General features: G+C 58.3%; 29 protein-coding genes. 24 read left to right on the top strand and 5 right to left on the bottom strand.

Annotation, left to right across the window (positions count from 1 at the left end; translation table 11 throughout):
• Nucleotides 1-125: 125 nt before the first annotated feature.
• From tilS to ispD, 6 genes are all read left to right on the top strand, one after another.
• A complete protein-coding gene (gene tilS, locus ACA079_RS26030) occupies nucleotides 126-1,439 on the top strand; it encodes a tRNA lysidine(34) synthetase TilS (protein WP_497701439.1) in 1,314 nt (437 codons plus the stop codon).
• Between the two features lie 274 nt (nucleotides 1,440-1,713).
• Complete coding sequence (gene pyrG / locus ACA079_RS26025; protein ID WP_033059923.1) at nucleotides 1,714-3,345, top strand: CTP synthase; 1,632 nt, start codon at nucleotides 1,714-1,716, stop codon at nucleotides 3,343-3,345.
• A 5-nt stretch (nucleotides 3,346-3,350) separates the two neighbouring features.
• The gene (kdsA, locus tag ACA079_RS26020; protein ID WP_033059920.1) at nucleotides 3,351-4,196 is read left to right on the top strand and encodes a 3-deoxy-8-phosphooctulonate synthase; all 846 of its coding nucleotides are present in this window, start codon (nucleotides 3,351-3,353) and stop codon (nucleotides 4,194-4,196) included.
• Nucleotides 4,197-4,359: 163 nt separating this feature from the next.
• A complete protein-coding gene (gene eno / locus ACA079_RS26015; protein ID WP_033059918.1) occupies nucleotides 4,360-5,649 on the top strand; it encodes a phosphopyruvate hydratase in 1,290 nt (429 codons plus the stop codon).
• Between the two features lie 171 nt (nucleotides 5,650-5,820).
• Entirely contained in the window at nucleotides 5,821-6,099 is a 279-nt protein-coding gene (gene ftsB / locus ACA079_RS26010) for a cell division protein FtsB (protein ID WP_008028992.1), read from the top strand.
• Nucleotides 6,096-6,803 carry a 2-C-methyl-D-erythritol 4-phosphate cytidylyltransferase gene (gene ispD, locus ACA079_RS26005; protein WP_497701438.1) on the top strand — a complete coding sequence of 236 codons (708 nt, stop codon included), beginning with the start codon at nucleotides 6,096-6,098 and terminating at the stop codon, nucleotides 6,801-6,803. Before ftsB ends, ispD begins: the two co-directional genes overlap by 4 nt.
• Before the next feature lie 112 nt (nucleotides 6,804-6,915).
• Here the strand turns inward: ispD and ACA079_RS26000 are convergent, their stop codons facing one another.
• On the bottom strand, nucleotides 6,916-7,812 hold the full coding sequence (locus tag ACA079_RS26000) for a LysR family transcriptional regulator (protein WP_497701437.1): 897 nt from the start codon (nucleotides 7,810-7,812) through the stop codon (nucleotides 6,916-6,918).
• A gap of 107 nt (nucleotides 7,813-7,919) precedes the next feature.
• Here ACA079_RS26000 and ACA079_RS25995 point away from each other — a divergent pair, with 107 nt between their 5' ends.
• The 8 genes from ACA079_RS25995 (at nucleotide 7,920) to rpoS (ending at nucleotide 15,055) form a co-directional block, all read left to right on the top strand.
• Nucleotides 7,920-9,032: an S-(hydroxymethyl)glutathione dehydrogenase/class III alcohol dehydrogenase gene (locus tag ACA079_RS25995; RefSeq protein ID WP_033059912.1), complete on the top strand. Its 1,113-nt coding sequence runs from the start codon at nucleotides 7,920-7,922 to the stop codon at nucleotides 9,030-9,032.
• Between the two features lie 8 nt (nucleotides 9,033-9,040).
• Complete coding sequence (fghA, locus tag ACA079_RS25990) at nucleotides 9,041-9,886, top strand: S-formylglutathione hydrolase (RefSeq protein ID WP_033059910.1); 846 nt, start codon at nucleotides 9,041-9,043, stop codon at nucleotides 9,884-9,886.
• 43 nt (nucleotides 9,887-9,929) lie between these two features.
• Entirely contained in the window at nucleotides 9,930-10,403 is a 474-nt protein-coding gene (gene ispF / locus ACA079_RS25985) for a 2-C-methyl-D-erythritol 2,4-cyclodiphosphate synthase (RefSeq protein WP_010462780.1), read from the top strand.
• Nucleotides 10,400-11,458, top strand: coding sequence for a tRNA pseudouridine(13) synthase TruD (gene truD / locus ACA079_RS25980; RefSeq protein ID WP_497701436.1), 1,059 nt, complete (start codon nucleotides 10,400-10,402; stop codon nucleotides 11,456-11,458). The genes ispF and truD overlap by 4 nt, the downstream gene beginning before the upstream one ends.
• Nucleotides 11,446-12,195 carry a 5'/3'-nucleotidase SurE gene (gene surE, locus ACA079_RS25975; protein ID WP_033059906.1) on the top strand — a complete coding sequence of 250 codons (750 nt, stop codon included), beginning with the start codon at nucleotides 11,446-11,448 and terminating at the stop codon, nucleotides 12,193-12,195. The genes truD and surE overlap by 13 nt, the downstream gene beginning before the upstream one ends.
• Nucleotides 12,196-12,236: 41 nt before the next feature.
• Complete coding sequence (locus ACA079_RS25970; protein WP_274073596.1) at nucleotides 12,237-12,872, top strand: protein-L-isoaspartate(D-aspartate) O-methyltransferase; 636 nt, start codon at nucleotides 12,237-12,239, stop codon at nucleotides 12,870-12,872.
• 212 nt (nucleotides 12,873-13,084) lie between these two features.
• Nucleotides 13,085-13,942, top strand: a complete 858-nt coding sequence (locus ACA079_RS25965; RefSeq protein WP_497704382.1) for a peptidoglycan DD-metalloendopeptidase family protein — start codon at nucleotides 13,085-13,087, stop codon at nucleotides 13,940-13,942.
• Between the two features lie 105 nt (nucleotides 13,943-14,047).
• A complete protein-coding gene (gene rpoS / locus ACA079_RS25960; RefSeq protein ID WP_008154012.1) occupies nucleotides 14,048-15,055 on the top strand; it encodes an RNA polymerase sigma factor RpoS in 1,008 nt (335 codons plus the stop codon).
• Between the two features lie 485 nt (nucleotides 15,056-15,540).
• On the opposite strand, the gene fdxA is transcribed toward rpoS, so the two are convergent.
• On the bottom strand, nucleotides 15,541-15,864 hold the full coding sequence (fdxA, locus tag ACA079_RS25955) for a ferredoxin FdxA (protein ID WP_093412508.1): 324 nt from the start codon (nucleotides 15,862-15,864) through the stop codon (nucleotides 15,541-15,543).
• A 142-nt stretch (nucleotides 15,865-16,006) separates the two neighbouring features.
• The gene (gene mutS, locus ACA079_RS25950; RefSeq protein WP_497701435.1) at nucleotides 16,007-18,586 is read right to left on the bottom strand and encodes a DNA mismatch repair protein MutS; all 2,580 of its coding nucleotides are present in this window, start codon (nucleotides 18,584-18,586) and stop codon (nucleotides 16,007-16,009) included.
• Nucleotides 18,587-18,797: 211 nt separating this feature from the next.
• Here mutS and ACA079_RS25945 point away from each other — a divergent pair, with 211 nt between their 5' ends.
• From ACA079_RS25945 to recX, 9 genes are all read left to right on the top strand, one after another.
• The gene (locus ACA079_RS25945) at nucleotides 18,798-19,532 is read left to right on the top strand and encodes a LexA family transcriptional regulator (RefSeq protein ID WP_033053549.1); all 735 of its coding nucleotides are present in this window, start codon (nucleotides 18,798-18,800) and stop codon (nucleotides 19,530-19,532) included.
• A 521-nt stretch (nucleotides 19,533-20,053) separates the two neighbouring features.
• Nucleotides 20,054-20,242, top strand: coding sequence for a Com family DNA-binding transcriptional regulator (locus tag ACA079_RS25940; protein WP_497704381.1), 189 nt, complete (start codon nucleotides 20,054-20,056; stop codon nucleotides 20,240-20,242).
• Between the two features lie 12 nt (nucleotides 20,243-20,254).
• Complete coding sequence (locus tag ACA079_RS25935) at nucleotides 20,255-20,605, top strand: hypothetical protein (protein ID WP_497701434.1); 351 nt, start codon at nucleotides 20,255-20,257, stop codon at nucleotides 20,603-20,605.
• 161 nt (nucleotides 20,606-20,766) lie between these two features.
• The gene (locus ACA079_RS25930) at nucleotides 20,767-21,114 is read left to right on the top strand and encodes a phage holin family protein (protein ID WP_497701433.1); all 348 of its coding nucleotides are present in this window, start codon (nucleotides 20,767-20,769) and stop codon (nucleotides 21,112-21,114) included.
• Nucleotides 21,115-21,334: 220 nt separating this feature from the next.
• Nucleotides 21,335-21,898 carry a glycoside hydrolase family 19 protein gene (locus ACA079_RS25925; protein ID WP_497701432.1) on the top strand — a complete coding sequence of 188 codons (564 nt, stop codon included), beginning with the start codon at nucleotides 21,335-21,337 and terminating at the stop codon, nucleotides 21,896-21,898.
• On the top strand, nucleotides 21,880-22,416 hold the full coding sequence (locus ACA079_RS25920) for a lysis system i-spanin subunit Rz (protein WP_497701431.1): 537 nt from the start codon (nucleotides 21,880-21,882) through the stop codon (nucleotides 22,414-22,416). The genes ACA079_RS25925 and ACA079_RS25920 overlap by 19 nt, the downstream gene beginning before the upstream one ends.
• Nucleotides 22,417-22,496: 80 nt before the next feature.
• Complete coding sequence (locus ACA079_RS25915) at nucleotides 22,497-22,997, top strand: CinA family protein (protein WP_497701430.1); 501 nt, start codon at nucleotides 22,497-22,499, stop codon at nucleotides 22,995-22,997.
• 83 nt (nucleotides 22,998-23,080) lie between these two features.
• Nucleotides 23,081-24,133: a recombinase RecA gene (recA, locus tag ACA079_RS25910; RefSeq protein WP_150709927.1), complete on the top strand. Its 1,053-nt coding sequence runs from the start codon at nucleotides 23,081-23,083 to the stop codon at nucleotides 24,131-24,133.
• Nucleotides 24,134-24,141: 8 nt separating this feature from the next.
• Entirely contained in the window at nucleotides 24,142-24,609 is a 468-nt protein-coding gene (gene recX, locus ACA079_RS25905; protein WP_046046277.1) for a recombination regulator RecX, read from the top strand.
• 44 nt (nucleotides 24,610-24,653) lie between these two features.
• On the opposite strand, the gene ACA079_RS25900 is transcribed toward recX, so the two are convergent.
• Complete coding sequence (locus ACA079_RS25900; protein WP_056739214.1) at nucleotides 24,654-25,772, bottom strand: LOG family protein; 1,119 nt, start codon at nucleotides 25,770-25,772, stop codon at nucleotides 24,654-24,656.
• 365 nt (nucleotides 25,773-26,137) lie between these two features.
• Here ACA079_RS25900 and ACA079_RS25895 point away from each other — a divergent pair, with 365 nt between their 5' ends.
• Entirely contained in the window at nucleotides 26,138-26,332 is a 195-nt protein-coding gene (locus ACA079_RS25895) for a hypothetical protein (protein ID WP_497701429.1), read from the top strand.
• Here the strand turns inward: ACA079_RS25895 and ACA079_RS25890 are convergent, their stop codons facing one another.
• Nucleotides 26,333-26,758, bottom strand: a complete 426-nt coding sequence (locus ACA079_RS25890; protein WP_415771065.1) for a PA3611 family quorum-sensing-regulated virulence factor — start codon at nucleotides 26,756-26,758, stop codon at nucleotides 26,333-26,335. It lies immediately after the preceding gene.
• Between the last annotated feature and the right edge of the window lie 7 nt (nucleotides 26,759-26,765).

Here is a 26,765-nt window from a genome sequence, read left to right as displayed (position 1 = left end):
CGATCGCTCCTGCATCACCTTGTAGGAGCAAGGCTTGCCCGCGATTGGGACGCCTCGGTTTAACAGACCGACCGCGTTATCGTTCATCGCGAGCAAGCTCGGCTCCTACAGGTTTTGGTGTGTCCATGTCACTTCAAGCGAAACTGCTCAAGCAACTTGCTCCTTGGCGCAATGCCACAACCTGGCGCATCGCCTTCTCCGGTGGTCTCGACTCCACCGTTCTGCTGCACCTTCTCGCACACCTCGCAAAAACCGAATCCTTGCCGGCGCTAAGTGCCATCCATGTTCATCACGGTCTTCAGGCTGTGGCTGATGCGTGGCCGGATCATTGTCAGTCGGTCTGTGATGCGCTGGGTGTGCCGCTGCAGGTTGTTCGCGTGCAGGTTCAACCCGGCGCCAGCCTTGAGCGTGCGGCCCGGGATGCGCGATATGCCGCGTTCATCGAGGCGACTCAGGTCAATGAAGTGTTGATGACCGCCCAGCACCGTGACGATCAAGCGGAAACGTTGTTGTTTCGGCTGTTGCGTGGGGCAGGGGTGAGGGGGTTGTCGGGGATGCCACGCCAGCGCCCGCTCGGTAAAGGACAGCTGCTGCGGCCATTGCTCGATGTCACTCGGGCTGAACTTGAAGCCTATGCGGCGGAGCATCGGCTGAGCTGGATCGAAGACCCATCGAACCAGGATCGGCAATTCTCGCGAAATTACCTGCGGCATCAGGTTGTCCCTGTGTTGACCGAGCGCTGGCCGCAAGCGCTGGCAACCATGGCCCGCAGTGCTGCACATCTGAGTGAAGCGCAGGGATTGCTCGATGAGCTTGCGCAAATCGACCTGGCTGGCGCGAGCACTGCCAATGACTTTGATTGGCTGGGATTGCCGTCCCTGGAGCTTGGGGCATTGGAAACGCTGTCCGCTGCTCGTCAGCGAAATGCGTTAAGTCATTGGCTCGAACCGCTGACGCGACTGCCGGACAGTGACCATTGGTCGGGTTGGGAGAATTTACGTGATGCCACCGGCGATGCCTGCCCGATCTGGCGGCTGGCGGATGGCGAACTGCATCGGGCGGGTGGGCGTATCTGGTGGTTGTCCGGCAGTTGGTTGCGCACGTCGCCCGCCGTCGGAAACTGGCCCAACCCCTCGGTATCGCTGGTGTTGCCGGACAACGGCGTGCTCACACTCACCGGCCGAACCCCCGATGGCCTGCTGCATATCCGCTATCGTGAGGGAGGTGAGGTGATGAATCTGCCCGGTCGCGGCCATCGCGATCTGAAGCGTTTGCTCAATGAGCGTGGTGTGCCGGCGTTCGCCCGTGGCAGATTGCCGCTGCTCTACCGCGGCGAGCAATTGCTGGCGGTGGCCAACCTGCGGGGCTTGGACGGCAGTGCAAAGGACCGTTGGAATTTGCATTGGCAGCCACCGCACGAAGATCTAGGTTTGAGCTGAAAGGGGCTTTCCGGTAGACTACGCTCCCTTCTTGATACAACTTCTGTGGATTCGCCTGAATTGCAGGAGTTGCCGATTACCAAGCAGTCTTTGCTGGGCGATTCCAAAAAATGTGTAGCGAGCAACGTACCGGTGTTTCATCTTCCGGTCTGTCCCAACGCGGCGGTTTTTTTGAAAGGTGCACTGTGATTAATGCAGGTGATCGGGGGCTTCGGCCTTCCTTCGCTTTCCCCGGCGGCTCGGACCGCTTTAACGCAGACTTCTAGGGTTTTTCATGACGCGCTACATATTCGTCACGGGCGGTGTTGTTTCTTCATTGGGGAAAGGCATCGCATCGGCTTCATTGGCGGCCATCCTGGAGGCGCGGGGACTTAAGGTCACCATGCTGAAGCTGGACCCGTACATCAACGTTGACCCGGGCACCATGAGCCCGTTCCAGCACGGTGAAGTGTTCGTCACCCACGACGGCGCCGAGACCGACCTGGACCTGGGCCACTACGAGCGGTTCATCCGCACGACCATGACCCAGAACAACAACTTCACCACCGGCCGTGTCTACGAACACGTCCTGCGCAAAGAGCGCCGTGGTGATTACCTGGGCGCCACCATTCAGGTGATCCCGCACATCACCGACGAAATCAAGCGCCGGATCATCAAGGGCGCCGGCGATGCCGACGTGGCTATGGTCGAGATCGGTGGCACCGTGGGTGACATCGAGTCCCAGCCGTTCCTCGAAGCGATCCGTCAATTGCGTTTCGAAGTCGGCGCCAAGCGCGCGATGCTGATGCACCTGACACTGGTGCCGTACATCGCCACTGCCGGCGAAACCAAAACCAAGCCAACCCAGCACTCGGTCAAGGAACTGCGTTCCATCGGCCTGCAGCCTGACGTGCTGGTCTGCCGTTCCGATCACCCGATCGACATCTCCTCGCGTCGCAAGATCGCTCAGTTCACCAACGTTGAAGAACGTGCGGTGATTGCGCTGGAAGACGCCGACACCATCTACAAGATCCCGGGCATTCTGCACTCCCAGGGCCTGGATGATTTCGTTGTCGAGCGTTTCGGCCTGCAATGTGGCGGCGCCGATCTGTCCGAGTGGGAAGCCGTGGTCGACGCGAAGCTCAACCCAGAGCATGAAGTCACCATCGCCATGGTCGGCAAGTACATGGAACTGCTGGACGCCTACAAGTCGCTGATCGAAGCGATGAGTCACGCCGGCATCAGCAACCGCACCAAGGTCAACCTGCGCTACATCGACTCCGAAGACATCGAAAACCAGGGCACTGCGCTGCTGGAAGGTGTCGACGCGATTCTGGTACCTGGCGGCTTCGGTCTGCGTGGCGTGGAAGGCAAGATCACTGCCGTTCAATACGCTCGCGAAAACAAGGTTCCGTACCTGGGCATCTGCCTGGGCATGCAAGTGGCCGTGATCGAGTTCGCTCGTAACGTGCTGGGCTGGAAAGACGCCAACTCCACCGAGTTCGATCGTGCCAGCGGTCATCCGGTCGTGGGTCTGATCACCGAGTGGGAAGATGCCACCGGCGCCGTCGAAACCCGTACCGAAACGTCCGATCTGGGCGGCACCATGCGCCTTGGCGCTCAGGATTGCCTGCTGGAGTCAGGTTCCCTGGTGCACGATTGCTACGCCAAGGACGTGATCGTCGAGCGTCACCGTCACCGCTACGAAGTGAACAACAACCTGCTGCCGCAAATCATGGAAGCCGGTCTGAAAATCACCGGTCGTTCCGGTGATGGCGCCCTGGTAGAAGTGGTTGAAGCTCCGGATCATCCATGGTTCGTCGCTTGCCAGTTCCACCCTGAGTTCACCTCGACACCACGCGACGGTCACCCGTTGTTCAGCGGTTTCGTTAAAGCAGCATTGGTTCAACACCAGAAGAAGGCGTAAATCCGATGGCCCAGAAGATCATCCGCGTAGGCGATATCGAGATTGCCAACGACAAGCCAATGGTGCTTTTCGGTGGCATGAACGTGCTGGAAAGCCGCGACATGGCGATGCAGGTCTGCGAAGAATACGTAAAGGTCACCGAGAAACTCGGTATCCCTTACGTGTTCAAGGCCAGCTTCGACAAGGCCAACCGTTCCTCCGTGACCTCTTACCGTGGCCCCGGCCTGGAAGAGGGCATGCGAATTTTCCAGGACATCAAGCAAGCGTTCGGCGTGCCGATCATCACCGACGTCCACGAGCCTGATCAGGCCGCGGTCGTCGCTGAAGTCTGCGATATCATCCAGCTGCCGGCCTTCTTGTCGCGCCAGACTGACCTTGTTGTCGCGATGGCCAAGACCGGTGCGGTGATCAACATCAAGAAAGCCCAGTTCCTCGCGCCTCAGGAAATGAAACACATCCTGAGCAAATGCGTGGAAGCGGGTAACGATCAGTTGATCCTCTGCGAACGCGGCTCGAGCTTCGGCTACAACAACCTGGTCGTCGACATGCTTGGCTTCGGCATCATGAAGCAGTTCGAATACCCGGTGTTCTTCGATGTGACCCACGCGCTGCAAATGCCCGGCGGTCGCTCCGATTCCGCCGGCGGTCGTCGCGCCCAGGTCCTCGATCTGGCCAAGGCTGGCATGAGCCAGTCGTTGGCTGGCCTGTTCCTCGAAGCCCACCCGGACCCGGACAACGCCAAATGCGACGGCCCTTGCGCCTTGCGTCTGGACAAACTGGAGCCATTCCTGGCCCAGCTCAAAGCTTTGGACGAACTGGTGAAGAGTTTTCCGACGGTAGAAACCGCGTAATCCTCATTTCTCCGGTAAAGTACCGCACGAATTAATGCTCAGGCCCGCTGGCCGCACTGCTCTTGTAGGAGCATGGCTTGCCAGCGATGGCGTCCTTGAGGGCCCCATCGCCGGCAAGCCGTGCTCCTACAGCGTTTTCGTCAACTTTGGAGTGTTTACAACAATGGCAAAAATCGTCGACATCAAAGGTCGTGAAGTTCTCGACTCCCGTGGCAACCCCACCGTGGAAGCGGATGTGCTTCTCGATAACGGCATCATCGGCAGTGCTTGCGCGCCGTCCGGTGCTTCCACTGGCTCGCGTGAAGCGCTCGAGCTGCGTGATGGCGACAAGAGCCGTTACCTGGGCAAAGGCGTTCTGAAAGCCGTCGCCAACATCAACGGTCCGATCCGCGACCTGTTGAAAGGTGCAGACCCAAGCGACCAGAAAGCGCTGGATCACGCGATGATCAAGCTCGACGGCACTGAAAACAAAGGCTCCCTGGGCGCCAACGCGATCCTCGCCGTTTCCCTGGCAGCCGCCAAGGCAGCCGCACAGGACCAGGACCTGCCGCTGTACGCTCACATCGCCAACCTGAACGGCACCCCGGGTGTTTACTCGATGCCGGTTCCGATGATGAACATCATCAACGGTGGCGAGCACGCCGATAACAACGTCGACATCCAGGAATTCATGGTTCAGCCGGTTGGCGCCAAGTCTTTCTCGGAAGGTCTGCGCATGGGCACCGAGATTTTCCATCACCTCAAAGCCGTTCTGAAGGCCCGTGGCCTGAGCACAGCAGTGGGCGATGAAGGTGGTTTCGCACCGAACCTGGCCTCCAACGAAGACGCTTTGAAAGTGATCTCCGAAGCTGTGGCCAACGCCGGTTACAAGCTGGGCACCGACGTGACCCTGGCACTGGACTGCGCTGCCAGCGAATTCTACGAAGACGGTAAATACAACCTGTCCGGCGAAGGCCAGGTGTTCACCGCTGAAGGTTTCGCTGACTACCTGAAAGGCCTGACCGAGCGTTACCCGATCATCTCGATCGAAGACGGTCTGGACGAGTCCGACTGGGCTGGCTGGAAAATCCTCACCGACAAGATCGGCGAGAAAGTCCAACTGGTTGGCGACGACCTGTTCGTAACCAACACCAAGATCCTGAAAGAAGGCATCGATAAAAAGATCGCCAACTCGATTCTGATCAAGTTCAACCAGATCGGCACCCTGACCGAAACCCTGGAAGCTATCCAGATGGCCAAGGCCGCTGGTTACACCGCCGTGATCTCGCACCGCTCCGGCGAAACCGAAGATTCGACCATTGCCGACCTAGCTGTGGGCACCTCGGCTGGCCAGATCAAGACCGGCTCCCTGTGCCGTTCGGACCGCGTTTCCAAGTACAACCAACTGCTGCGTATCGAAGAGCAGTTGAATGGTAAAGCCAAGTACAACGGTCGCAGCGAATTCCGCGGTTAATCGTTAATTGGTAAAAAGACACCGGATTGTGTCGGAAAAATCGCTACAGCGACGGATTTGCCACTAATCTGATGCCTTATCAGCACAAGCCTGGTTCTTCCAGGCTTCGTGCTATCAGAAGCTTCAAAGTTTTGGCATGGCTGTCTTTTTTCACTGGATACCTGATATTCGATGCGCAGTCCCAATTGGTTGTTCCTCGTCTTGCTCCTGCTGCTGGCTGGCCTGCAATACCGCCTGTGGGTGGGTAATGGCAGTCTGGCGCAAGTGGCCGAACTGACTCAGCAGATCGCAGATCAACACGCTGAGAACGAGGGGCTGCTTGAGCGCAATCGGGTGATGGACGCTGAAGTCAGTGAATTGAAAAAGGGCATGGAGACCGTTGAAGAGCGGGCTCGTCATGAGTTGGGCATGGTCAAGGACGGTGAAACCCTTTACCAGTTGGCTCAATGAACCCCTCGTTACCGGCCTTCTGGGCTGTAATTCCTGCCGCGGGCGTCGGTGCCCGTATGGCCGCGGACCGACCCAAGCAATACTTGCAACTGGGCGGGCGCACTATTCTCGAACACAGCCTCGGCTGTTTCCTTGATCATCCTTCCCTGAAGGGGTTGGTGGTCAGTCTTGCTGTTGATGATCCTTATTGGCCGAACCTGGCGTGTGCTAGCGATCCGCGAATTCAGCGGGTTGAAGGTGGTTCCGAGCGTTCCGGGTCGGTACTCAATGCGTTGCTGCATTTGCATGCGCAAGGTGCTGACGATGAGGATTGGGTGCTGGTCCACGATGCTGCGCGGCCGAATCTGAGTCGTGATGATCTGGACAAGTTGCTGGGTGAACTCGCAGATGATCCGGTCGGTGGACTGCTGGCGGTTCCGGCACGCGATACCCTCAAACGGGTCGACAAGCACGGTCGTGTGGTCGAAACCGTGGATCGCAGCGTGATCTGGCAGGCCTATACGCCGCAGATGTTTCGCCTTGGTGCATTGCATCGGGCGTTGGCTGACAGTCTGGTGGCCGATGCGGTCATCACTGATGAAGCGTCGGCCATGGAGTGGGCGGGTATGGCGCCACGCCTGATTGAAGGTCGATCCGACAACCTCAAAGTAACTCGCCCCGAAGACCTTGAGTGGTTGCGCCAGCGCTGGTCCAACCGTCGCTAAAAGATCGCAGCCTCGTTGCACTCGACAGCTCCTACATTGTCCGCGTTCACCGTACGGCACCTGTAGGAGCTGTCGAGTGCAACGAGGCTGCGATCTTTTGATCTTCAAACCCTCACACCCTGTACTCCGGCCTTTCAGCCAACCCTTCCTTCAAGAAATCCACCAACTTGCGCACCTTCGGGGACAAATGCCGTTGCTGCGGATAAAGCGCCCACACGGCGGTGTTCGGCGGTTGGTGGGCTTCCAGCAGCGAAATCAATTCACCGTTCTTAAGATGCTCCAGCACGTAGTAGTCAGGCAGTTGGCACAATCCAACCCCTTGTAGCGCCGCATCCAAAACCGCTTGCCCACTGTTGCAGCGCCAGTTTCCCTGCACTCGCTGGGAAAATTCCCGCCCGTTCTGTTCCAGTTGCCAGATATCCGAGCTGCCGATGAGGCAGTTGTGGCGGCTTAGTTCCGACAAGCTATGTGGGCGGCCGTAGCGTTCCAGATAGGACGGCGATGCGCACAAGTACATCCGCCGTGGCGCCAGACGTGCCGCCACCAGTCGTGAGTCTTGCAGACGGCCAAGGCGGATCGCCAGGTCCAGGCCTTCGTGCACGAGGTCGAGTTGACGATTGCTCAGTTCGATGTCGATGCGCAGTTGCGGATACAACCCCATGAATCGCGTCACCAGCGGCACGATGAATCGTTCACCGTACGCCACGGCGCAGGTCATGCGCAGCATACCTTTGGGTTCGCTGGTCAGGTCACCGACCGCCCGCAGCGCTTCTTCGCGGCCATCCTGCAAGCGCTGGCAATGTTGCAGAAATGTTTGCCCGGCTTCCGTCAGCGTGACCCGGCGGGTGCTGCGATAAAGCAGTCGCGTCTGAAGGCGCTCTTCGAGGCGTACTATTTGTCGACTGATGTGGGAGGAAGAAACCCCGAGGCGTTCCGCGGCAGCCGTGAACTGGCTGCACTCGGCCACGGCGACGAACTCGTCGATACCTTCCCAGCGGTTTTCGGACATCAAGGATTATCCCTGTATGGCAATAATGTTTTGCTTTTGTCCGGATTATTCACCGTCAGGCGGTGTATTACACTCCTTGTCTCGTTTTTATTCACTGGAGAATCCACATGATCAAGTCGCGCGCTGCCGTTGCCTTCGAGGCCAAGAAACCCCTCGAGATCGTTGAAGTCGATGTCGCCATGCCCAAGGCCGGTGAAGTCCTGCTGCGTGTGGTTGCCTCCGGTGTCTGCCATACCGATGCCTACACGCTGTCGGGCGCGGACCCGGAAGGCATCTTTCCGTCGATCCTCGGTCACGAAGGTGGCGCGGTGGTTGAGGCAATCGGCGAAGGCGTCACCTCTGTCGCTGTCGGCGATCATGTGATCCCGCTGTACACCCCGGAATGCCGCCAGTGCAAATTCTGTCTGTCCGGCAAAACCAACCTGTGTCAGGCGATTCGCGCGACTCAGGGTAAAGGCCTGATGCCGGATGGCACTTCGCGCTTTTCCTACAAAGGCCAACCAATTTTCCACTACATGGGGACGTCGACGTTCTCCGAGTACACCGTGCTGCCGGAAATCTCCGTCGCCAAAATTCCAAAAGAAGCGCCACTGGAAAAAGTCTGTCTGCTGGGCTGCGGTGTCACCACGGGCATCGGTGCAGTCCTCAATACCGCCAAGGTAAAACCAGGTGATACCGTCGCCATTTTCGGCCTCGGCGGCATCGGTCTGTCGGCGGTGATCGGCGCCGTCAAAGCCAAGGCTGCGCGGATCATCGCCATCGACATCAACCCGGCCAAATTCGAGATCGCCAAGCAGTTGGGTGCAACCGATTGTGTGAACCCGAAGGATTTCGATCGTCCGATCCAGGAAGTCATCGTCGATATGACCGACGGCGGCGTCGACTTTTCCTTCGAGTGCATCGGCAACGTCCAATTGATGCGTGCTGCACTTGAGTGCTGCCACAAGGGTTGGGGCGAGTCGGTAATCATCGGTGTGGCCGGTGCCGGCCAGGAAATCTCCACCCGTCCATTCCAGCTGGTGACCGGTCGCGTCTGGCGCGGTTCGGCGTTCGGCGGCGTGCGTGGCCGTACCGAGTTGCCAAGCTATGTCGAGATGGCTGAAACCGGCGAAATCCCGCTGGATACTTTCATCACCCACACCATGGGCCTGGAAGATATCAACAAGGCGTTCGACCTGATGCATGAAGGCAAGAGCATCCGTTCCGTCATCCATTTCTGAGGTCGGTCATGAGCCTGGAAAATATCTCCTGCCAGAAAAGCTTCGGCGGCTGGCACAAACGCTATCGGCACCGCTCCGATGTGCTCGGCTGCGACATGGTGTTTGCCGTGTACCTGCCGCCACAAGCGGAGCAGGGCGGCAAACTACCGGTGCTGTATTGGTTATCCGGCCTGACCTGCACCGACGAAAACTTCATGCAAAAGGCCGGCGCCATGCGCATGGCCGCCGAGCTGGGGCTGATCATCGTTGCACCGGACACCAGCCCTCGCGGTCCCGATGTGCCGGGTGATCCGGATGGCGCCTGGGACTTCGGTCTCGGTGCCGGGTTTTATCTGAATGCCACGCAGGAACCCTGGTCCCGGCATTATCGGATGCATGACTATGTCGTGCAGGAATTGCCTGCATTGGTCGAAGCCCATTTCCCGGCCTCGGACAAGCGTGGCATCAGCGGTCACTCCATGGGTGGCCACGGTGCACTGGTCTGCGCGTTGCGTAATCCAGGGCGTTATCAGTCGGTGTCGGCGTTCTCGCCGATCAACAATCCGATGGACTGTCCTTGGGGGCAGAAAGCCTTTTCCCGCTACTTGGGGGAAGACCGTTCGAAGTGGCGCGAGTGGGATGCCTGCGTCCTGATTGCCGAAGCAAACGAGAAGCTGCCGCTGCTGGTCGACCAAGGTGATCGCGACGATTTCCTGGCCACCCAGCTCAAGCCTGAAGCCTTGCAACAGGCTGCCAAACTGGCCGGTCATCCGCTGACGTTGCGCCTGCAACCCGGCTACGACCATAGCTATTTCTTCATCGCCAGTTTCATCGACGACCACTTGCAACATCATGGACGCGCCCTAGGCGTCTAATGCAGGTAGAATCACGCCCTGACAAAAATCGGGGCGTTTTTTTATGCGTATTGGCCACGGCTATGATGTGCACCGTTTCGCTGAAGGCGATTTCATTACTCTGGGCGGCGTGCGCATTGCACACGGCTTCGGGCTGCTCGCTCATTCCGACGGTGACGTCCTGCTGCACGCCTTGAGCGATGCCTTGCTTGGCGCCGCTGCGCTGGGTGATATCGGCAAACATTTTCCGGACACCGACCCGACATTCAAGGGCGCCGACAGCCGAGTGCTGTTGCGTCACGTCGTCGCACTGATCCACGCCAAGGGCTGGAAAGTCGGCAACGTCGATAACACCATCGTCGCCCAGGCGCCGAAAATGGCCCCGCATATCGAATCGATGCGCGCGCTGATTGCCGCGGATCTTCAAGTTGAGTTGGATCAAGTGAACGTGAAAGCTACCACCACCGAAAAGCTCGGCTTTGTCGGTCGCGAAGAAGGCATTGCCGTGCACTCCGTTGCCTTGTTGCTGCGCGCATGAACGAACTGCAATTGCTCGGCCCACGGGCCTATGGCCAAGCCCTCGGCACCGCAGTATTGAAAGCGACGGCGGAAGATTTTCAGGTCGATGAAGTCCTCAACATCCCCCTTAGTGGCGACGGCGAACACCTGTGGATCTGGGTGGAAAAGCGCGGCCTGAATACCGAAGAAGCGGCACGGCGGATCGCCAAGGCGGCGGGCGTGCCATTGCGCACCGTCAGTTACGCGGGCCTCAAGGATCGTCAGGCACTGACTCGCCAGTGGTTCAGTGTGCAGCTGCCGGGCAAGGCTGATCCTGATCTGTCGGCGGCGGAAAACGATACGCTGAAAATCCTCAAGACCGGCCGGCACAAACGCAAGCTTCAACGCGGTGCTCACTCGGCCAATGGCTTCACGTTGCGACTGACGCAATTCGCTGGCGACAAAGCGGCGATCGACGAGCGTCTGCAACTGATCGCCAAGCAAGGTATTCCCAATTATTTCGGCGCCCAGCGTTTTGGCTTTGACGGCGGTAACGTGGTCGATGCCCGTGCGTGGGCTGCTCGCAAAGCCTTGCCAGAACAACGCAACGTGCGTTCGCGTCTGCTCTCTACGGCGCGCAGTTTTCTATTCAATCAGGTGCTGGCGGCGCGTGTCGCCGATGGCACCTGGCAGCAAGCCCAGGTCGGCGATCTGCTGGCCTTCACCGACAGCCGCAGCTTTTTTCCAGCCGGTGAAGCCGAGTGCAGCGACCCGCGTCTGGCGATTCTCGATCTGCACCCGACCGGTCCGCAGTGGGGCGAAGGTGACTCGCCGGCCACTGGCGCTGTCCATGAACTGGAGCAGGCAATCGCCACTCGCGAAGCGGACTTGCGTGATTGGTTGATTAACGCCGGTATGAGCCACGAACGTCGCATCCTGCGGCTGCCCATTGGTGGGTTGACGTGGCATTATCCCGAGCCTGACATTCTGCAACTGGAATTCGTCCTCCCGGCCGGATGCTTCGCCACCGTATTGGTGCGCGAGCTCGTTGATCTGGTGCCGGTGGGGCAGACGGACAGCCCATGCGTATTCTGATTTCTAACGACGATGGGGTAACCGCACCCGGTCTCGCCGCGCTTTATGCTGCGCTGGCGGATTACACCGAATGCGTGGTTATCGCCCCGGACCAAGACAAAAGCGGCGCCAGCAGCTCGCTGACGCTCGACCGTCCGTTACACCCGCAAACCCTGGCCAACGGCTTTATCAGCCTCAATGGCACACCGACCGATTGCGTGCACCTGGGCCTCAATGGCTTGCTGGAGCGCGAGCCGGACATGGTGGTTTCGGGCATCAACCTGGGCGCCAACCTGGGTGATGACGTGTTGTATTCCGGCACCGTGGCGGCGGCCCTTGAGGGACGTTTCCTGGCGCTTCCTTCGTTTGCCTTTTCGTTGGCCTCACGGCAAGTGGAGAACCTTCCCACAGCCGCGTACTTTGCGCGCAAACTGGTAGAGGCTCACGCGGACCTTGAACTGCCACCGCGTACGGTACTGAACGTGAACATTCCCAATTTGCCGCTGGATCACATCCGCGGTATTCAGCTGACCCGCCTCGGACATCGCGCACGTGCTGCAGCGCCGATGAAAGTGGTCGATCCGCGCGGTAAATCCGGTTACTGGATTGCGGCGGCGGGGGATGCCGAAGATGGCGGTCCGGGTACCGATTTTCATGCGGTGATGCAAGGCTATGTTTCAATCACCCCACTGCAACTGGATCGCACCTTTAATGATGCCTTCAGAAGTCTCGATGGCTGGCTGGAGGGGCTGAACTAATGGCTCGTGAACAAGACGATATTCTGCGTCGTGGCATCGGGATGACCTCACAACGGACCCGTGAGCGCCTTATTCAGCGCCTGTATGAAGAGGGGATTTCCAACGCCAAGGTGCTGGAAGTCATTCGCCGTACACCGCGTCACCTGTTCGTCGACGAGGCGCTGGCTCACCGTGCCTATGAAGACACGGCGCTGCCAATCGGCAATAACCAGACCATCTCGCAGCCTTATATGGTGGCTCGCATGAGCGAGCTGCTGCTGGAAGCAGGTCCTCTCGACAAGGTTATGGAAATCGGCACCGGCTCGGGCTATCAGACGGCGGTGCTGTCGCAACTGGTCGAGCGGGTATTTTCCGTCGAGCGCATCAAGGTTCTGCAGGACCGGGCCAAGGAACGCCTGGTGGAACTGAACCTGCGCAACGTGGTGTTCCGCTGGGGTGATGGTTGGGAAGGCTGGCCGGCGCTGGCGCCGTACAACGGCATTATCGTAACCGCGGTGGCGACTGATGTACCTCAGGCCCTGCTTGATCAACTGGCCCCGGGCGGGCGGCTGGTCATACCGGTCGGATCCGGTGAGGTGCAGCAATTGATGCTGATCATCCGCGAAGAACACGGCTTTTCCCGCCGGGTTCTCGGGTCGGTGCGCTTCGTGCCATTGCTCAACGGCCCACTGGCCTGAGCATTTGTTTCAGCGCGCTGAATTCTCTTCGATTGCTCCTGTCTTACAGCGGGATCGATCAGTTAAACGGGATTCATCGTCAGGCAGCAAACGTGTGCGCGAAGCCATTACGCTTCATTAAAGGTAAAGCCTGCACGGCTCGTTATACTTGCGACATTTCAATGCCGGAACACGGCAATCCACATTTTCAGCCACCACAAAGGGAGCGGCGGGTGAGTCTCACAGTCATTGCGCAGCGAATGGGTAAATTGAGCTTTCAGCGCCTGGTGACTGGCCTTGTCTTGAGCACCTTGCTGGTCGGTTGCTCCAGCAACAAGTCGAGCGAAGTACGCGTCGTCGATCGCAACAACGCCGTCGCCCAGCGTCCGGCAGTGACCACGGGTCAATACGTCGTCCGACCTAAAGACACCTTGTTCTCCATTGCCTTTCGCTACGGCTGGGACTACAAAGCCCTCGCGGCACGCAACAACATTCCTACGCCTTATACGATCCATCCGGGTCAGACGATTCGCTTTGACGGTCGCACCGGTTCAACGCCGACGCCGGTTGCCAGCTCCATAGATTCAACACCTTCTTCGTCGCTGAAAACCACGGTTATCCGGCGCCAGGCGAATGGCGCAACCACCAGCACAGCAGTGGTTGCACCGTCCGTCGCCAGCAAGTCGCCCCCCGCTCCGATGCCTCCTGCCGGTCCGGCCCCGACCGGCTGGGGATGGCCATCTAATGGCATTCTCATTGGGAAATTCTCTTCAAACGGGAGTTTGAATAAAGGAATTGATATCGCCGGGGATTTGGGACAGCCTGTTTTAGCTGCGTCTGATGGGACGGTGGTATACGCCGGGAGTGGCTTAAGGGGCTACGGCGAATTAGTCATCATCAAACACAGCGATACCTACGTCAGTGCCTACGGACATAACCGCAGGCTGTTGGTTCGGGAGGGGCAGCAGGTCAAGGTCGGACAGACAATTGCCGAAATGGGGTCAACGGGTACAGACCGGGTGAAGCTGCATTTTGAGATTCGCCGACAAGGTAAACCTGTAGATCCGCTGCAATTCCTGCCACGTCGTTGATCGCTTTCCAGCCTGTTCCGTCGCGTAGAGGGAACAGGCTCCAGCGTTGCCAAGGATAAAGGCGCCGCTTGAGCCTGAGGTCGAACTCACCAAAGGACTATAACAATGGCTCTCAGTAAAGAAGTGCCGGAGTTTGACATCGACGATGAGGTTCTCCTGATGGAGACCGGCATCGGTACGGATTCGATGTCGAATGATGAAGGGGCTGCTCCACCTTCCGTTCGTGCCAAATCCAAACACTCCGCCTCGTTAAAGCAACACAAGTACATTGACTACACGCGTGCACTCGATGCCACGCAGCTGTACCTCAATGAGATTGGCTTTTCCCCTCTGCTGTCCCCCGAAGAAGAAGTTCATTTTGCGCGCTTGTCGCAAAGTGGAGATCCGGCTGGGCGCAAACGCATGATTGAAAGTAACCTGCGGTTGGTGGTGAAAATCGCCCGGCGTTACGTCAATCGTGGTCTGTCGCTGCTGGACCTGATCGAAGAGGGCAACCTCGGGCTTATCCGGGCAGTGGAGAAGTTCGACCCCGAACGCGGCTTCCGCTTTTCGACCTACGCGACCTGGTGGATTCGTCAGACCATCGAGCGCGCGATCATGAATCAGACCCGGACCATCCGGTTGCCGATTCATGTGGTCAAAGAGCTCAACGTGTACCTGCGGGCTGCACGGGAGCTGACGCAAAAACTCGATCACGAACCCTCGCCCGAAGAAATTGCCAACCTGCTGGAAAAACCAGTGGGAGAGGTCAAGCGCATGCTCGGCCTGAACGAGCGGGTTTCTTCGGTCGACGTCTCGCTGGGTCCGGATTCGGATAAAACCCTGCTGGACACCCTAACCGATGACCGTCCAACCGATCCATGTGAACTGTTGCAGGATGACGACCTGTCCCAGAGCATCGATCAATGGCTCTCGGAGCTGACCGACAAGCAACGCGAAGTGGTGATACGCCGCTTCGGCCTGCGCGGTCACGAGAGCAGCACGCTTGAAGATGTAGGCCTGGAGATTGGCCTGACCCGGGAGCGGGTCAGACAGATTCAGGTTGAAGGCCTGAAGCGTCTTCGGGAGATTCTCGAGAAGAATGGCCTGTCGAGCGAGTCGCTGTTTCAATAAGCAATTTGCTGAGTAAGCCCTATAAAGCCCCGACTGGTTCGGGGTTTTTTATTGCCTGGGAGACGGGCTGGGAGTTCCCTCCGTAATCCCTCTGGTTTGTAGTCTCTCGCTGTAAGTGTTTGCTTACTCTTTCGTAAGTGTTCGCTAATTTCATGGGTAGCAGCCGTACATATTCTTACGTGAGAGATGATTAACTAATTGATTTATATGCTTATTTTTTAATATTAATAGCTTGTGACAGCCAGTTTCAGCGAGAGGGGGTGATTGCTCTTGGTAGGGAACTCTCTAGTATCTGAACTGTGTCGACGGACAGACACGCCCTTCAAGGATGAGGGGAAAGGACATCGCAGGAAGCGATTCATCAGGACGATGAAAAGGAACACAGGGAATAGGGAAAAAATGTGGGCGGGTCAAACCGCCCCTTTTTTTTACCTGCAGAAAAGCAAAAAGGCCCACAAGGGGCCTTTTCGAGAACGCGGGGGTAATCAGCGTTCGAGGTCTTTGATCTTGCCTTTGACGCCATCCCACTCTTCGGCATCGGGCATCGATTCTTTCTTCTCGGTGATGTTGGGCCAGATTTCCGCCAGCTCAACGTTCAGCTGAATAAATTCCTGCATGTCTTCCGGGACTTCATCTTCGGAGAAGATGGCCACGGCAGGGCATTCTGGTTCGCACAGTGCGCAGTCGATGCACTCATCCGGGTGAATCACCAGGAAGTTCGGGCCTTCGTAAAAGCAGTCCACCGGACAGACTTCTACGCAGTCGGTGTACTTGCACTTGATGCAGTTGTCGGTGACGACGAAGGTCATTTCTAATTTTCTCCTCAGGCGGCGGCAGCGGAGCCCCTTCACGTTGGGGTCGCCAGGTTTGGGAGCGATAGTCTGCTGGTCAGGCTATGAGCCAGCAGCATCCCAAACCGCGCGAGATTCTAACAGCTTGCAGGCAAGTGCGTTAGATCCGTGTCTTTAGTGTATAGAGCATTTCGAGCGCCCGACGCGGTGTCATGTCGTCCAGATCAAGTTTGGCCAGATCATCCAGCACCGGGTGCGGCAGGCTGGCGAACATGTCGCTCTGTTGCGGCGCGGCCGGTTTGCCTTTGGCAGTCTTGGGAACTTCATGAGGCAGGGCGGTCGCTTCCAACCGGCCCAGGTGTTCGCGAGCGCGCACGATCACTTCGCTCGGCACACCGGCCAACTGTGCAACCGCAAGGCCGTAGCTCTGGCTGGCAGGCCCTGGCAGCACGTGGTGCAGGAACACGATGCGTTCGTTGTGCTCGGTGGCATTAAGGTGAACGTTGGCCACCAGCGGTTGCGCCTCCGGTAGCACCGTCAGCTCGAAGTAGTGGGTGGCGAACAGCGTATAAGCACGCAGATACGCCAGGCGTTCGGCCGCAGCCCACGCCAGGGACAGACCGTCGAAGGTGCTGGTGCCGCGACCGACTTCGTCCATCAGCACCAGGCTGCGCTCGGTGGCGTTGTGCAGAATGTTCGCGGTTTCGCTCATTTCAACCATGAAGGTCGAGCGCCCGCCAGCCAGGTCATCGCTGGAGCCGATCCGGGTAAAGATCCGGTCCACCAGAGACAACTCGCAACTGGCTGCCGGTACGAAGCTGCCGATGTGTGCCAGCAGCACGATCAGAGCGGTCTGGCGCATGTAGGTGGATTTACCGCCCATGTTCGGACCGGTGATCACCAGCATGCGGGTGTTGTCGTCGAGGCTCAGGTCGTTGGCCACGAACGGCGTGGTCAGCACTTGCTCGACCACCGGGTGACGACCCTGGCTGATGCGCATGCACGGCTCACTGACGAAGCGCGGGCAGTTCAGGTCGAGGTTCAGCGCACGTTCGGCAAGGTTGCTCAGCACGTCCAGCTCGGCCAGTGCCGCGGCGGTGTCTTGCAACGGTGGCAACTGGGCGATCAAGTCTTCGAGCAGTGCTTCGTAGAGCATCTTCTCGCGCGCCAGGGCGCGGCTCTTCGCCGACAGGGCCTTGTCTTCAAACGCCTTCAGTTCCGGCGTAATGAAGCGTTCGGCACCTTTCAACGTCTGGCGACGGATATAGTCTGCCGGCGCCGACTCAGCCTGCTTGCTTGGCAACTCGATGAAGTAGCCATGAATGCGGTTGTAACCGACTTTCAGGTGCGACAGACCGGTACGGGCCTTCTCGCGTGCTTCGAGGTCGATCAGGAACTGCCCGGCGTTTTCGCTGAGCGATTGCAGATCGTCCAACTCGGCGTCGTAACCGGTTTTCAACACGCCGCCGTCACGGATGACGGCTGGTGGGTTGTCGATGATGGCTTTTTCCAGCAGGGCCGCCAGTTCCGGGTAGGTGCTGGTGGTCTTCGCCAGTTGAATAATGTGCGGAGCTTCCAGCTCGGTCATCGCAACCTGCAACTCAGGCAATGCACCGAGCGCATCGCGCAGGCGAGCCAGGTCACGAGGGCGGGCATTGCGCAGGCCGATCCGCGCCAGGATTCGCTCGATGTCGCCGATTTCCTTGAGCTGCGGTTGCAGTTTCTCGAAGCGGTAACCGTCGAGCAGGCAGGTGATCGAGGTCTGGCGCGACAGCAATACGGTCAGATCCCGCAGCGGACGGTTCAGCCATCGGGTCAACAGGCGGCTGCCCATGGCGGTCTGGCAGCGGTCGACCACCGATTGCAACGTGTTGTCGCGACCGCCAGCCAGGTTGGTGTCCAGTTCCAGGTTGCGACGGCTCGCGCCGTCCAGCACCACGGTGTCGTCCAGGCGTTCATGACGCAGGCTGCGCAAATGGGGCAGGGCAGTGCGCTGGGTTTCCTTGGCATAGCTGAGCAGGCAGCCCGCGGCACCGATGGCCAGGGTCAGGTTCTCGCAACCGAAACCTTTCAGGTCCTGGGTGGAAAACTGCTGGCAAAGACTTTTCAGCGCCGAATCACGTTCGAAATCCCACGGCGCGCGGCGACGAACCCCACGACGTTTCTCCGCCGGCAGATCCTTCGGCCAGTCGTCCGGGATCATCAGCTCTACCGGATTGACCCGCTCCAGTTCCGCCAGCAGGTTTTCCCAGCCCTTGATCTCCAGCACGGTGAAGTTGCCGCTGGTGATATCCAGCACCGCCAGACCGAACAGACGCTCGTCACCCAGCACTGCCGCAATCAGGTTGTCCCGACGCTCATCCAGCAGCGCTTCATCGCTGACCGTGCCGGGCGTGATGATCCGCACCACCTGACGATCCACCGGCCCCTTGCTGGTCGCCGGGTCGCCGACCTGCTCACAGATCACCACCGACTCGCCGAGCTTGACCAGTTTCGCCAGGTAACCTTCCGCGGCGTGGTAAGGAATCCCACACATGGGAATCGCCTGACCTGCCGACTGCCCACGGGCGGTCAGGGTGATGTCCAGCAATTTGGCGGCCTTCTTCGCATCTTCATAGAAGATTTCGTAGAAGTCGCCCATGCGATAGAACATCAGCTGGTCTGGGTGCTGGTTTTTCAGGCGCCAGTACTGCTGCATCATTGGCGTGTGGGAGGACAGATCGGAGAGCGCTTTATTCATCGGATAATTAGGCAAATTCGTTGAAAGGTGTAGGGCAAAGGAGGGGCATCGGCCCGGCTTTTCCGCGATGGGCGCAAGGTTAACATGGGCGGTCCACCCGACGCAGGCATGAAAGCCCTGCGATACACCTCTTCTGTCTATGCACGATATATGCGCAATTTATGCAATTTGGCATTTGTCTTCCGCAAAAAGAACAAGCACTATGCGCTTTATGCAAAAACGCAATGTTTCTACCGTACTAAGAGCGCTGCTCGATCAGCACGGGATCTCCCCCACGGAGCTTCACCGTCGCACCGGCGTGCCTCAATCCACTCTCTCGCGGATTCTCAGCGGGAAGATCGTCGACCCCTCGGATAAACACATCTCGAAGATCGCCGAGTACTTCGCCGTGAGCACCGACCAGTTGCGGGGCCGTGCGGATGTCGCGCCGGCAGCCAGCACCGGGCGCGATCAATTGCATTCGGAACTCAAGGACATAAGTCTGTGGGACGACGATACGCCCGTCGATGATGACGAGGTATCAGTCCCCTTTCTTCGCGAGGTTGAATTGGCTGCAGGATCAGGAAGGTTCGTCATCGAAGAGAGCGAACGCTCTAGCCTGCGCTTCGGCAAGCGGAGTCTGCGTCACAACGGCGTTCAGTTCGACCAGGCCAAATGCGTGACGGTGCGCGGCAACAGTATGTTGCCGGTACTGCGCGACGGCGCCACCGTCGGCGTTAATGCCGGCAAGTGCGGGATCGGCGATATCGTGGATGGCGACCTTTATGCCATCAACCATAACGGCCAGCTGCGGGTGAAACAGCTTTATCGCCTGCCTACCGGGATCCGCCTGCGCAGCTTCAATCGCGATGAACATCCGGACGAGGACTATACCTTCCAGGAAATCCAGGAAGAGCAGATTGTCATCCTCGGTCACGTCTTCTGGTGGGGCATGTACGCCCGTTAACCTCACCGCTGTCAGATAAAACCCGCCACCGAGCGGGTTTTTTTTCGTCTGCGGAAAAGCCTTCAGCGCCTTTGCCTTCGGGACTTTCATGCGTTAATGCATTTTCAGCGCATAAATAAATGCACTCATGCATTGACTGTATATGCATCCATGCATATTCTTTGTCTCAAGCCGCTCAACAAAGCAGCTCGAAACGAAGCTTTTTAGTTCCACCTACAAAGGCAGCGATGAACCGGCCTCAACGGTTCAGAGGGTTGGCAACTGACCCGGGTGTGCAGCGTAAAGCACCACAAGCAGTTATCCGGCGGGCAGGGACCGCGGTCGGAAAAACAATTTGAATCGATCCGTACCGCGCCAGTAGCGCCGAAAGATCAACGCGAAGGACCGCATTCTGAAAAGCCCGGTGAGCGCCGCCGGTAAGCGCCGGGCTTTTTGGAATGCCTGCCTACCGTCAAGAGCCTCAAGCCTCGTCTCGGCATCGCCCGAACAACAGGAAGGATCCGGCAGACATCAAAAGGGCATTGCAGATGTTGAAAAATTGCAGATGTGGACATTGCAAAAGACTTCTCGCCCGAGTGGGTGAGTACACCGAGCTCCAGATCAAGTGTTCCCGATGCGGGACGCTGAATCATGTGAAGGCCGCGAGCCTCGAGCGATCGCCTGTGAGCGACATTAGAGCGGAATCCTCCGCATCCGATCATTCGTCTTAGCAGGTAAAAAAAATGGAACCACAAAACATCGGTACTCAATTCGGCGCTCGGTTCAACGAGCCCTTCTTCACTCCAGCGCAAAACACCACCGGCATGATTGTGCGTACGGCAACGATGCACACCTCTGGCATCTACGGGATCCTGAGTACCGGGGTAAAAGCACCGTCTGGTTACTACGATGGGACCGTGCCTGTCATTCTTTCCTGCCGTGGAACTGCTCCTGCGGGCTCCGGGTTTCCTGGAGCATCGGCAACCCTTCCGTTCCCGGTAATCATTCCGGCCGGTCAAGGTTTGTGGGCTGCGAACAGTTCTGGCAGTACGGCCCTTGTCTACGTGACTTGGGATCCCCTTCCGCAGGCGTAAAAACTCGACTCACTTTCCTTCGAGAAGGCTGGTTTAGAAAAAAGGACCACGTAGTCGAGCACATGGGGGGCTCTGTGCACCGCGTGCTCGACAAGCTGGGCTCATTCTTTATGTCGCAACCTGCGGCGAGGAGAGCATATGGACACCCCGGGAGGCGTGACATGACAAACGAGCAACAAGCGTTGCTGGACATGCCGATATGGCTCGTCATCGTCCTCGCCCTGGTGGGCGGGGTGTCCGGCGAAATGTGGCGCGCCGACAAGGAGGGCGCCTGTGGCTGGTCATTGCTGCGGCGTCTGGCTTTGCGATCCGGGGCCTGCATGGTCTGCGGGGTCTCGGCAATCATGCTGCTGTATGCCGCCGGCGTGTCGATCTGGACAGCTTGCGCGTTCGGTTGCCTGACGGCGATGGCCGGGGCAGATGTTGCCATTGGCCTGTATGAACGTTGGGCAGCCAAGCGGATTGGCGTTTGCGAAGTACCGCCGCGAGATACCCACCAGGACCACTGAACACAAAGCCCAATGGAATGGCGAGCAGCGGTGCCGACCGGCATCCGACCCGCAGGGACGCGGGTTTCCCAATGCCAGTACCTTTCACTCAAACCCGCCAACAAGCGGGTTTTTTATTACCCGGTGAAAACACCATGAAGATCACCCCACTGATCACCCAATTGCGTGATCACTGCCCAGGTCTTGCCGATTGTGTCGCCGCCGGCATTCTGGAGGCTATATGACCGTTACGCAGCAACAACTACAGATCGTTATGCCCAGCGCCCGCACCCAGGCGGGCGTTTTTATTTCTGCACTCAATACCGCCATGACCCACCACAACATCAACACCCCCAAACGCATCGCCGCCTTCCTCGCGCAAGTCGGTCACGAATCGGGGCAGTTGCAGTACGTGCGTGAGTTGGGGAGCGCTCAATACTTGAGCAAGTACGACACTGGCACTCTGGCAGCCCGTTTGGGTAACACTCCGGAACCCGATGGCGACGGTCAAAAGTACTGTGGCCGAGGCCTGATTCAGATCACTGGTCGCGACAATTACCGTCAGTGCAGTCTCGGACTCTTCGGTGATGATCGTTTACTGTTTTTGCCAGGGCTTCTGGAAAAGCCCCGGTGGGCCGCCGAATCGGCCGCGTGGTTCTGGGAGCAAAATGGCTTCAACGAACTGGCCGATCGCGACCAGTTCAACAGCATCACCCGCCGCATCAACGGCGGCCTGAACGGTTTGCAGGATCGCTTGCAACTCTGGGCGCGGGCGAGGGCGGTGTTATGCCAGCCTCCGGCTTGATGCCGATGTCTTACCGCGTCATTGGCATTGTTGTGTTTCTGGCTGTGTTGGCCGGTGGCTCGGCGGCGCTGGCCTGGCAGTTTCAGGATTGGCGGTATGGCCGGCAACTGGCGGAGCAGGCCAAGCTGCACGCCGAGGCACTGAATCAGCTGACGCTGGCAGTCGCAACACAGCAACAAACCGAGCAGGACAAGCGCCTGGCGATGGAGCCGCGGCTGTCGGCCAGTGAACAAACCCATTACCGAGCGCTTAGCGATGCCCGACGTGATCAAGGTCGCCTGCGCGATCGTCTTGCCACTGCTGATGTGCGCCTGTCAGTCCTTCTCGATGCCCATGACACTGCCTCTGTCTGTGGAGTGCCAACCGCCTCCGGAGCCAGCCGCGTGGATCATGGAACCGCGCGCGCCCGACTTGACCCGGCGCATGCTCAGCGAATTATCGCCATCACCGACGCCGGCGACCGCGCACTGATTGCCTTGCAGGCCTGTCAGGCTTATATCAGAGCCCTCGCTCGCTAACATTTTGATCGATCCTGCGCCTTGCAAGCGCGTTACGCTCGTGTACGGTAGTTCTCATTCCGCTTGCTCAGGAGATGACCGTGAAAGAAATCACCCAACTGGCCGCTGAACTTGGCAGGCGCTTGCAGGTTCTCAATGCCCACGTCACCGCCGCAGAATCCTGCACCGGCGGCGGGATCAGCGAGGCGATCACCCGGATTCCGGGGAGTTCGGCATGGTTTGAGGCCGGTTATGTCACTTACTCCAACTCCCAGAAAACCGAGCAATTGAATGTTCCGGTCGAGTTGTTTGCGACGGTGGGGGCGGTCAGTCGCGAGGTGGTCGAGGCCATGGTCCGAGGCGCGCAGGAGAAAAGTCGGGCGCGTTTTGCCGTGGCGGTCAGCGGTGTGGCGGGACCGGATGGCGGTTCGCCGAGCAAGCCGGTGGGCACCGTGTGGCTGGCCTGGGGCGTTGGTGAACAGGTGTTCAGCGAGGTGCAGTACTTTCCCGGCAACCGTGACGAGGTCCGCCGACAAACGGTGAAGGCCGCGCTAGAGGGGCTGCTGCGCCATGCCGCTGGAGAAATCTCAAATCAGGGGTAGGCGATCCTGAAACGCTGTGGAATAATACTGGCTACTTATACAGGTGTTGGCCGTCAGGCCTTATTGATTACGTGAGGACTTTAATGGACGACAACAAGAAGAAAGCCTTGGCTGCGGCCCTGGGTCAGATCGAACGTCAATTCGGCAAGGGTGCCGTAATGCGTATGGGCGATCAGGACCGTCAGGCGATCCCGGCTATCTCCACTGGCTCTCTGGGTCTGGACATCGCGCTCGGCATTGGCGGTCTGCCAAAAGGCCGTATCGTTGAAATCTACGGTCCTGAATCCTCCGGTAAAACCACGCTGACACTGTCGGTGATCGCCCAGGCTCAAAAAGCTGGCGCGACCTGCGCATTCGTCGACGCCGAACACGCACTCGACCCTGAATACGCCGGCAAACTGGGCGTCAACGTCGACGACCTGCTGGTTTCGCAGCCGGACACCGGCGAGCAAGCCCTGGAAATCACCGACATGCTGGTGCGTTCCAACGCGGTTGACGTGATCATCGTCGACTCCGTGGCGGCTCTGGTTCCAAAGGCTGAAATCGAAGGCGAAATGGGTGACATGCACGTGGGCCTGCAAGCCCGTCTGATGTCCCAGGCGCTGCGTAAAATCACAGGTAACATCAAGAACGCCAACTGCCTGGTGATCTTCATCAACCAGATCCGTATGAAAATCGGTGTGATGTTCGGCAGCCCGGAAACCACCACCGGTGGTAACGCGCTGAAGTTCTACGCTTCGGTTCGTCTGGACATCCGCCGTACTGGCGCGGTGAAAGAAGGTGACGAGGTTGTCGGTAGCGAAACCCGCGTCAAGGTTGTGAAGAACAAAGTGGCTTCGCCGTTCCGTCAGGCCGAGTTCCAGATTCTTTACGGCAAAGGCATCTACCTCAATGGTGAGATGATCGACCTGGGCGTGCTGCACGGTTTTGTTGAGAAGTCCGGCGCCTGGTACGCCTATGAAGGCACCAAGATCGGTCAGGGCAAGGCCAACTCGGCCAAGTTCCTGGCGGACAACCCGGAAATCGCCAAGAAACTCGAGAAGCAACTGCGTGACAAGTTGCTGACCCCAGCGCCGGACGTTAAAGCATCGCCAGTCAAAGAGACTGCTGATGACCTGGCTGACGCTGATATCTGATTGATCCGATGACCGCCGTACTCGATACACTCGTCGCGGTGCGGCGAACCGCAATGGACCTGCTCGCGCGACGCGAGCATGGTCGAGTCGAGCTGACGCGTAAACTGCGTCAGCGCGGCGCCCTCCCTGAAATGATCGACACGGCACTCGACCGTTTGACGGAAGAAGGCCTGCTGTCCGAATCCCGTTACCTCGAAAGCTTTGTTTCCTACCGTTCCCGTTCCGGTTATGGCCCTTTGCGTATTCGCGAAGAGTTGAGCCAGCGCGGCCTGCAACGTACCGACATCGAACTTGCTTTGCGCGAGAGCGGTATCAACTGGCAGGAACAACTGGAAGACACCTGGCGGCGAAAGTTTTCCGGGCATTTACCGATAGACGCCCGGGAACGTGCCAAACAGGGCAGGTTCCTGAGTTATCGGGGATATTCCATGGAAATGATCAGCCGCTTGTTCAGTGGCCGAGGGATGGACGATTGACTGAAACGGCTCGCTATTTTGATAGCGGGCCGTTTTTTTTTTGCTTACGTAACCTTGGACGGTTCCCGCGAGCGCTGTTGCGCCTGGGGTTGGGATTGCGCCCAGTTTTCCGGCAGGTTGATGTAGTCCACCAGTTCCCGCAGGCGTCCATGATCACGGGCGTTGAAGGTGAAGGCGAGTCGCGCCAGGTGGCTGAACTGCGGTTCGTCGTGTTCCTCTCCGCTGTAAGCATGTTGATGGAAATGATCGCTCAGACACAGGTCGGCAAATGCCTCCTGCATGTGTTCGAGCGCCTGGTCGCTGAGCTTGTGATTCATGCGGATCACGAATTGATGCTTGAGCCAGCGGCTGGAGTGGAAGTTGCTGTAGAACTGGTTGATCTGCTCCACAGCCTCTTCCGCGCTGTAGACCAGACTGACGAGTTTCATATCGGTCGGCAGGATGTAGCGATTCTCCTCCAGTTGATGGTGGATGAAGTCCAACGCACCTTGCCAGAACTTGCCGCCGGGAGCGTCCAGCAATATCACGGGCACCAGCGGGCTTTTGCCAGTCTGGATCAGTGTCAGCACTTCCAGCGCTTCATCCAGGGTACCGAAACCGCCAGGGCACAGGACCAGCGCATCGGCTTCCTTGACGAAGAACAGCTTGCGGGTAAAGAAGAAGTGGAAGGGCAGCAGGTTGGTAGTGCCATTCACGGTGGGATTGGCATGCTGCTCGAAGGGCAGGGTGATGTTGAATCCCAGGCTGTGTGCCAAGCCAGCACCTTCGTGGGCCGCCGCCATGATGCCGCCACCGGCACCGGTGATGACCATCAGGTCTGAGCGCGCCAGCGCGGCGCCAAGTTCCCGGGCCAGACCATACAGCGGATGTTCTATCGGTGTTCGGGCCGAGCCAAAAACGGTGACCTTTCGGCGCCCCCTGAATTGCTCCAGAACACGGAAAGCGTGCTCCAGTTCACGCAGGGCTTGAAGGGTGATCTTGGCATTCCAGCGGTTGTGATCTTCCTGGGCCATGCGTAGCACGGTCAGGATCATGTCGCGGTAGATCGGGATGTTCGGGCTGTTGGGTGAAACCAGGTTGAGTTGCTCTTCGACCTTGCTGATGAGGTCGTGGCCGCTTTCTTCAAAATGACGGCTCAGGAGGTCATTCGGTTGGTAAGGCATCAACTTCTCCTTCCATACAGGCTCTGTTTTTCCCTTGGTTGAAGGAAACATTCGCACTACAAGACGTGCAATGGGCAGCCCTTTCCTGCCCTGATAAGTGAACGTGAACACTATGAATCTAGACCCTCGCGGGGGTTTCCGCTGACTTGATCATTGCGCCGCAAAGTCTTTCCTGGCAACCGCTTATTGGCGATTTGCAAGGTGCTTTCACCGCTCGTCTGAACGCAAGGCGAGTGTCTGACAGTCTGATTTACTAAATTACAGACACGACACGACAACTTTGCGTCAAAGGCAGGGCGTACGGTACAAGCGGTTCAAGGATTTTATCGCTCAAGCAAGGGCGAGGTGCAGGGAGGCGGGAAGCTATGGCCAGAGTCATTCTGGAGATCGATACGCAACTGTATCGATTACTGAAGTCATCGGCCGAGACCAATCATTTGAGTCTCGAAGAGGAGTGTTGCCGGCGTCTGGAGGGCTCCGACCGACGTTCCCGTTATTTGCAGGCGTTATTGGCAGAACTGCGCGCCGAGGATGAACAGCGGCGCGCCACTTCCCGATGATTACTTCTTCTTGGTCGGAGCCGCTTTCGGGCAGTCCGATTCCTGATAACTGGCGGAGCCGACTGAGCGGTTGGTCTTCACCTCAGTGAAGTCGTAACGCATGACCGCGCCCTTGGCCATCAGTTTGCGGAACGATGGGTTGTTGCATACAGAGGCGCCAAGCTGGAAATACACGGCTTTCGGGTCGGCACGCATCTTGTTGGCGTGGCTGCTTTGTACGCTTAGATGGTTGATCAGCGTGTTGCCTTCGACGGTGTAACCCTGATCAAGAATGTCTTCGTTGATCGCCCGTGGAGTACCAACACTGCTTTGTGTGGCGACGTTTCGCAGTTCTCTGTTGAGATTCTGCTCACTCAAGGATGCAGCCTGAGCGCTGAAGGACGACGCCAGTAAAACGGCAGCGGTGGGAACGATAAGGCGCAGCATGAAACTC

Source organism: Pseudomonas sp. LBUM1645, assembly GCF_059716185.1.
This window is presented reverse-complemented; position numbering and strand designations above follow the sequence as displayed.

What these genes read in the sequence shown, in the direction of transcription:
- fghA (WP_033059910.1), top strand. Translation starts at nt 9,041, where the DNA reads ATGAGCCTGGAAAATATCTCCTGCCAGAAAAGCTTCGGCGGCTGGCAC.
- ACA079_RS25920 (WP_497701431.1), top strand. Translation starts at nt 21,880, where the DNA reads ATGCCAGCCTCCGGCTTGATGCCGATGTCTTACCGCGTCATTGGCATT.
- ACA079_RS25945 (WP_033053549.1), top strand. Translation starts at nt 18,798, where the DNA reads ATGCAAAAACGCAATGTTTCTACCGTACTAAGAGCGCTGCTCGATCAG.
- ACA079_RS25935 (WP_497701434.1), top strand. Translation starts at nt 20,255, where the DNA reads ATGGAACCACAAAACATCGGTACTCAATTCGGCGCTCGGTTCAACGAG.
- rpoS (WP_008154012.1), top strand. Translation starts at nt 14,048, where the DNA reads ATGGCTCTCAGTAAAGAAGTGCCGGAGTTTGACATCGACGATGAGGTT.
- kdsA (WP_033059920.1), top strand. Translation starts at nt 3,351, where the DNA reads ATGGCCCAGAAGATCATCCGCGTAGGCGATATCGAGATTGCCAACGAC.
- ACA079_RS25995 (WP_033059912.1), top strand. Translation starts at nt 7,920, where the DNA reads ATGATCAAGTCGCGCGCTGCCGTTGCCTTCGAGGCCAAGAAACCCCTC.
- ACA079_RS25895 (WP_497701429.1), top strand. Translation starts at nt 26,138, where the DNA reads ATGGCCAGAGTCATTCTGGAGATCGATACGCAACTGTATCGATTACTG.
- ACA079_RS25970 (WP_274073596.1), top strand. Translation starts at nt 12,237, where the DNA reads ATGACCTCACAACGGACCCGTGAGCGCCTTATTCAGCGCCTGTATGAA.
- eno (WP_033059918.1), top strand. Translation starts at nt 4,360, where the DNA reads ATGGCAAAAATCGTCGACATCAAAGGTCGTGAAGTTCTCGACTCCCGT.
- fdxA (WP_093412508.1), bottom strand. Translation starts at nt 15,864, where the DNA reads ATGACCTTCGTCGTCACCGACAACTGCATCAAGTGCAAGTACACCGAC.
- truD (WP_497701436.1), top strand. Translation starts at nt 10,400, where the DNA reads ATGAACGAACTGCAATTGCTCGGCCCACGGGCCTATGGCCAAGCCCTC.
- ftsB (WP_008028992.1), top strand. Translation starts at nt 5,821, where the DNA reads ATGCGCAGTCCCAATTGGTTGTTCCTCGTCTTGCTCCTGCTGCTGGCT.
- ACA079_RS25890 (WP_415771065.1), bottom strand. Translation starts at nt 26,758, where the DNA reads ATGCTGCGCCTTATCGTTCCCACCGCTGCCGTTTTACTGGCGTCGTCC.
- ACA079_RS25930 (WP_497701433.1), top strand. Translation starts at nt 20,767, where the DNA reads ATGACAAACGAGCAACAAGCGTTGCTGGACATGCCGATATGGCTCGTC.
- ispD (WP_497701438.1), top strand. Translation starts at nt 6,096, where the DNA reads ATGAACCCCTCGTTACCGGCCTTCTGGGCTGTAATTCCTGCCGCGGGC.
- surE (WP_033059906.1), top strand. Translation starts at nt 11,446, where the DNA reads ATGCGTATTCTGATTTCTAACGACGATGGGGTAACCGCACCCGGTCTC.
- mutS (WP_497701435.1), bottom strand. Translation starts at nt 18,586, where the DNA reads ATGAATAAAGCGCTCTCCGATCTGTCCTCCCACACGCCAATGATGCAG.
- ACA079_RS26000 (WP_497701437.1), bottom strand. Translation starts at nt 7,812, where the DNA reads ATGTCCGAAAACCGCTGGGAAGGTATCGACGAGTTCGTCGCCGTGGCC.
- tilS (WP_497701439.1), top strand. Translation starts at nt 126, where the DNA reads ATGTCACTTCAAGCGAAACTGCTCAAGCAACTTGCTCCTTGGCGCAAT.
- recX (WP_046046277.1), top strand. Translation starts at nt 24,142, where the DNA reads ATGACCGCCGTACTCGATACACTCGTCGCGGTGCGGCGAACCGCAATG.
- ACA079_RS25900 (WP_056739214.1), bottom strand. Translation starts at nt 25,772, where the DNA reads ATGCCTTACCAACCGAATGACCTCCTGAGCCGTCATTTTGAAGAAAGC.
- recA (WP_150709927.1), top strand. Translation starts at nt 23,081, where the DNA reads ATGGACGACAACAAGAAGAAAGCCTTGGCTGCGGCCCTGGGTCAGATC.
- pyrG (WP_033059923.1), top strand. Translation starts at nt 1,714, where the DNA reads ATGACGCGCTACATATTCGTCACGGGCGGTGTTGTTTCTTCATTGGGG.
- ispF (WP_010462780.1), top strand. Translation starts at nt 9,930, where the DNA reads ATGCGTATTGGCCACGGCTATGATGTGCACCGTTTCGCTGAAGGCGAT.
- ACA079_RS25925 (WP_497701432.1), top strand. Translation starts at nt 21,335, where the DNA reads ATGACCGTTACGCAGCAACAACTACAGATCGTTATGCCCAGCGCCCGC.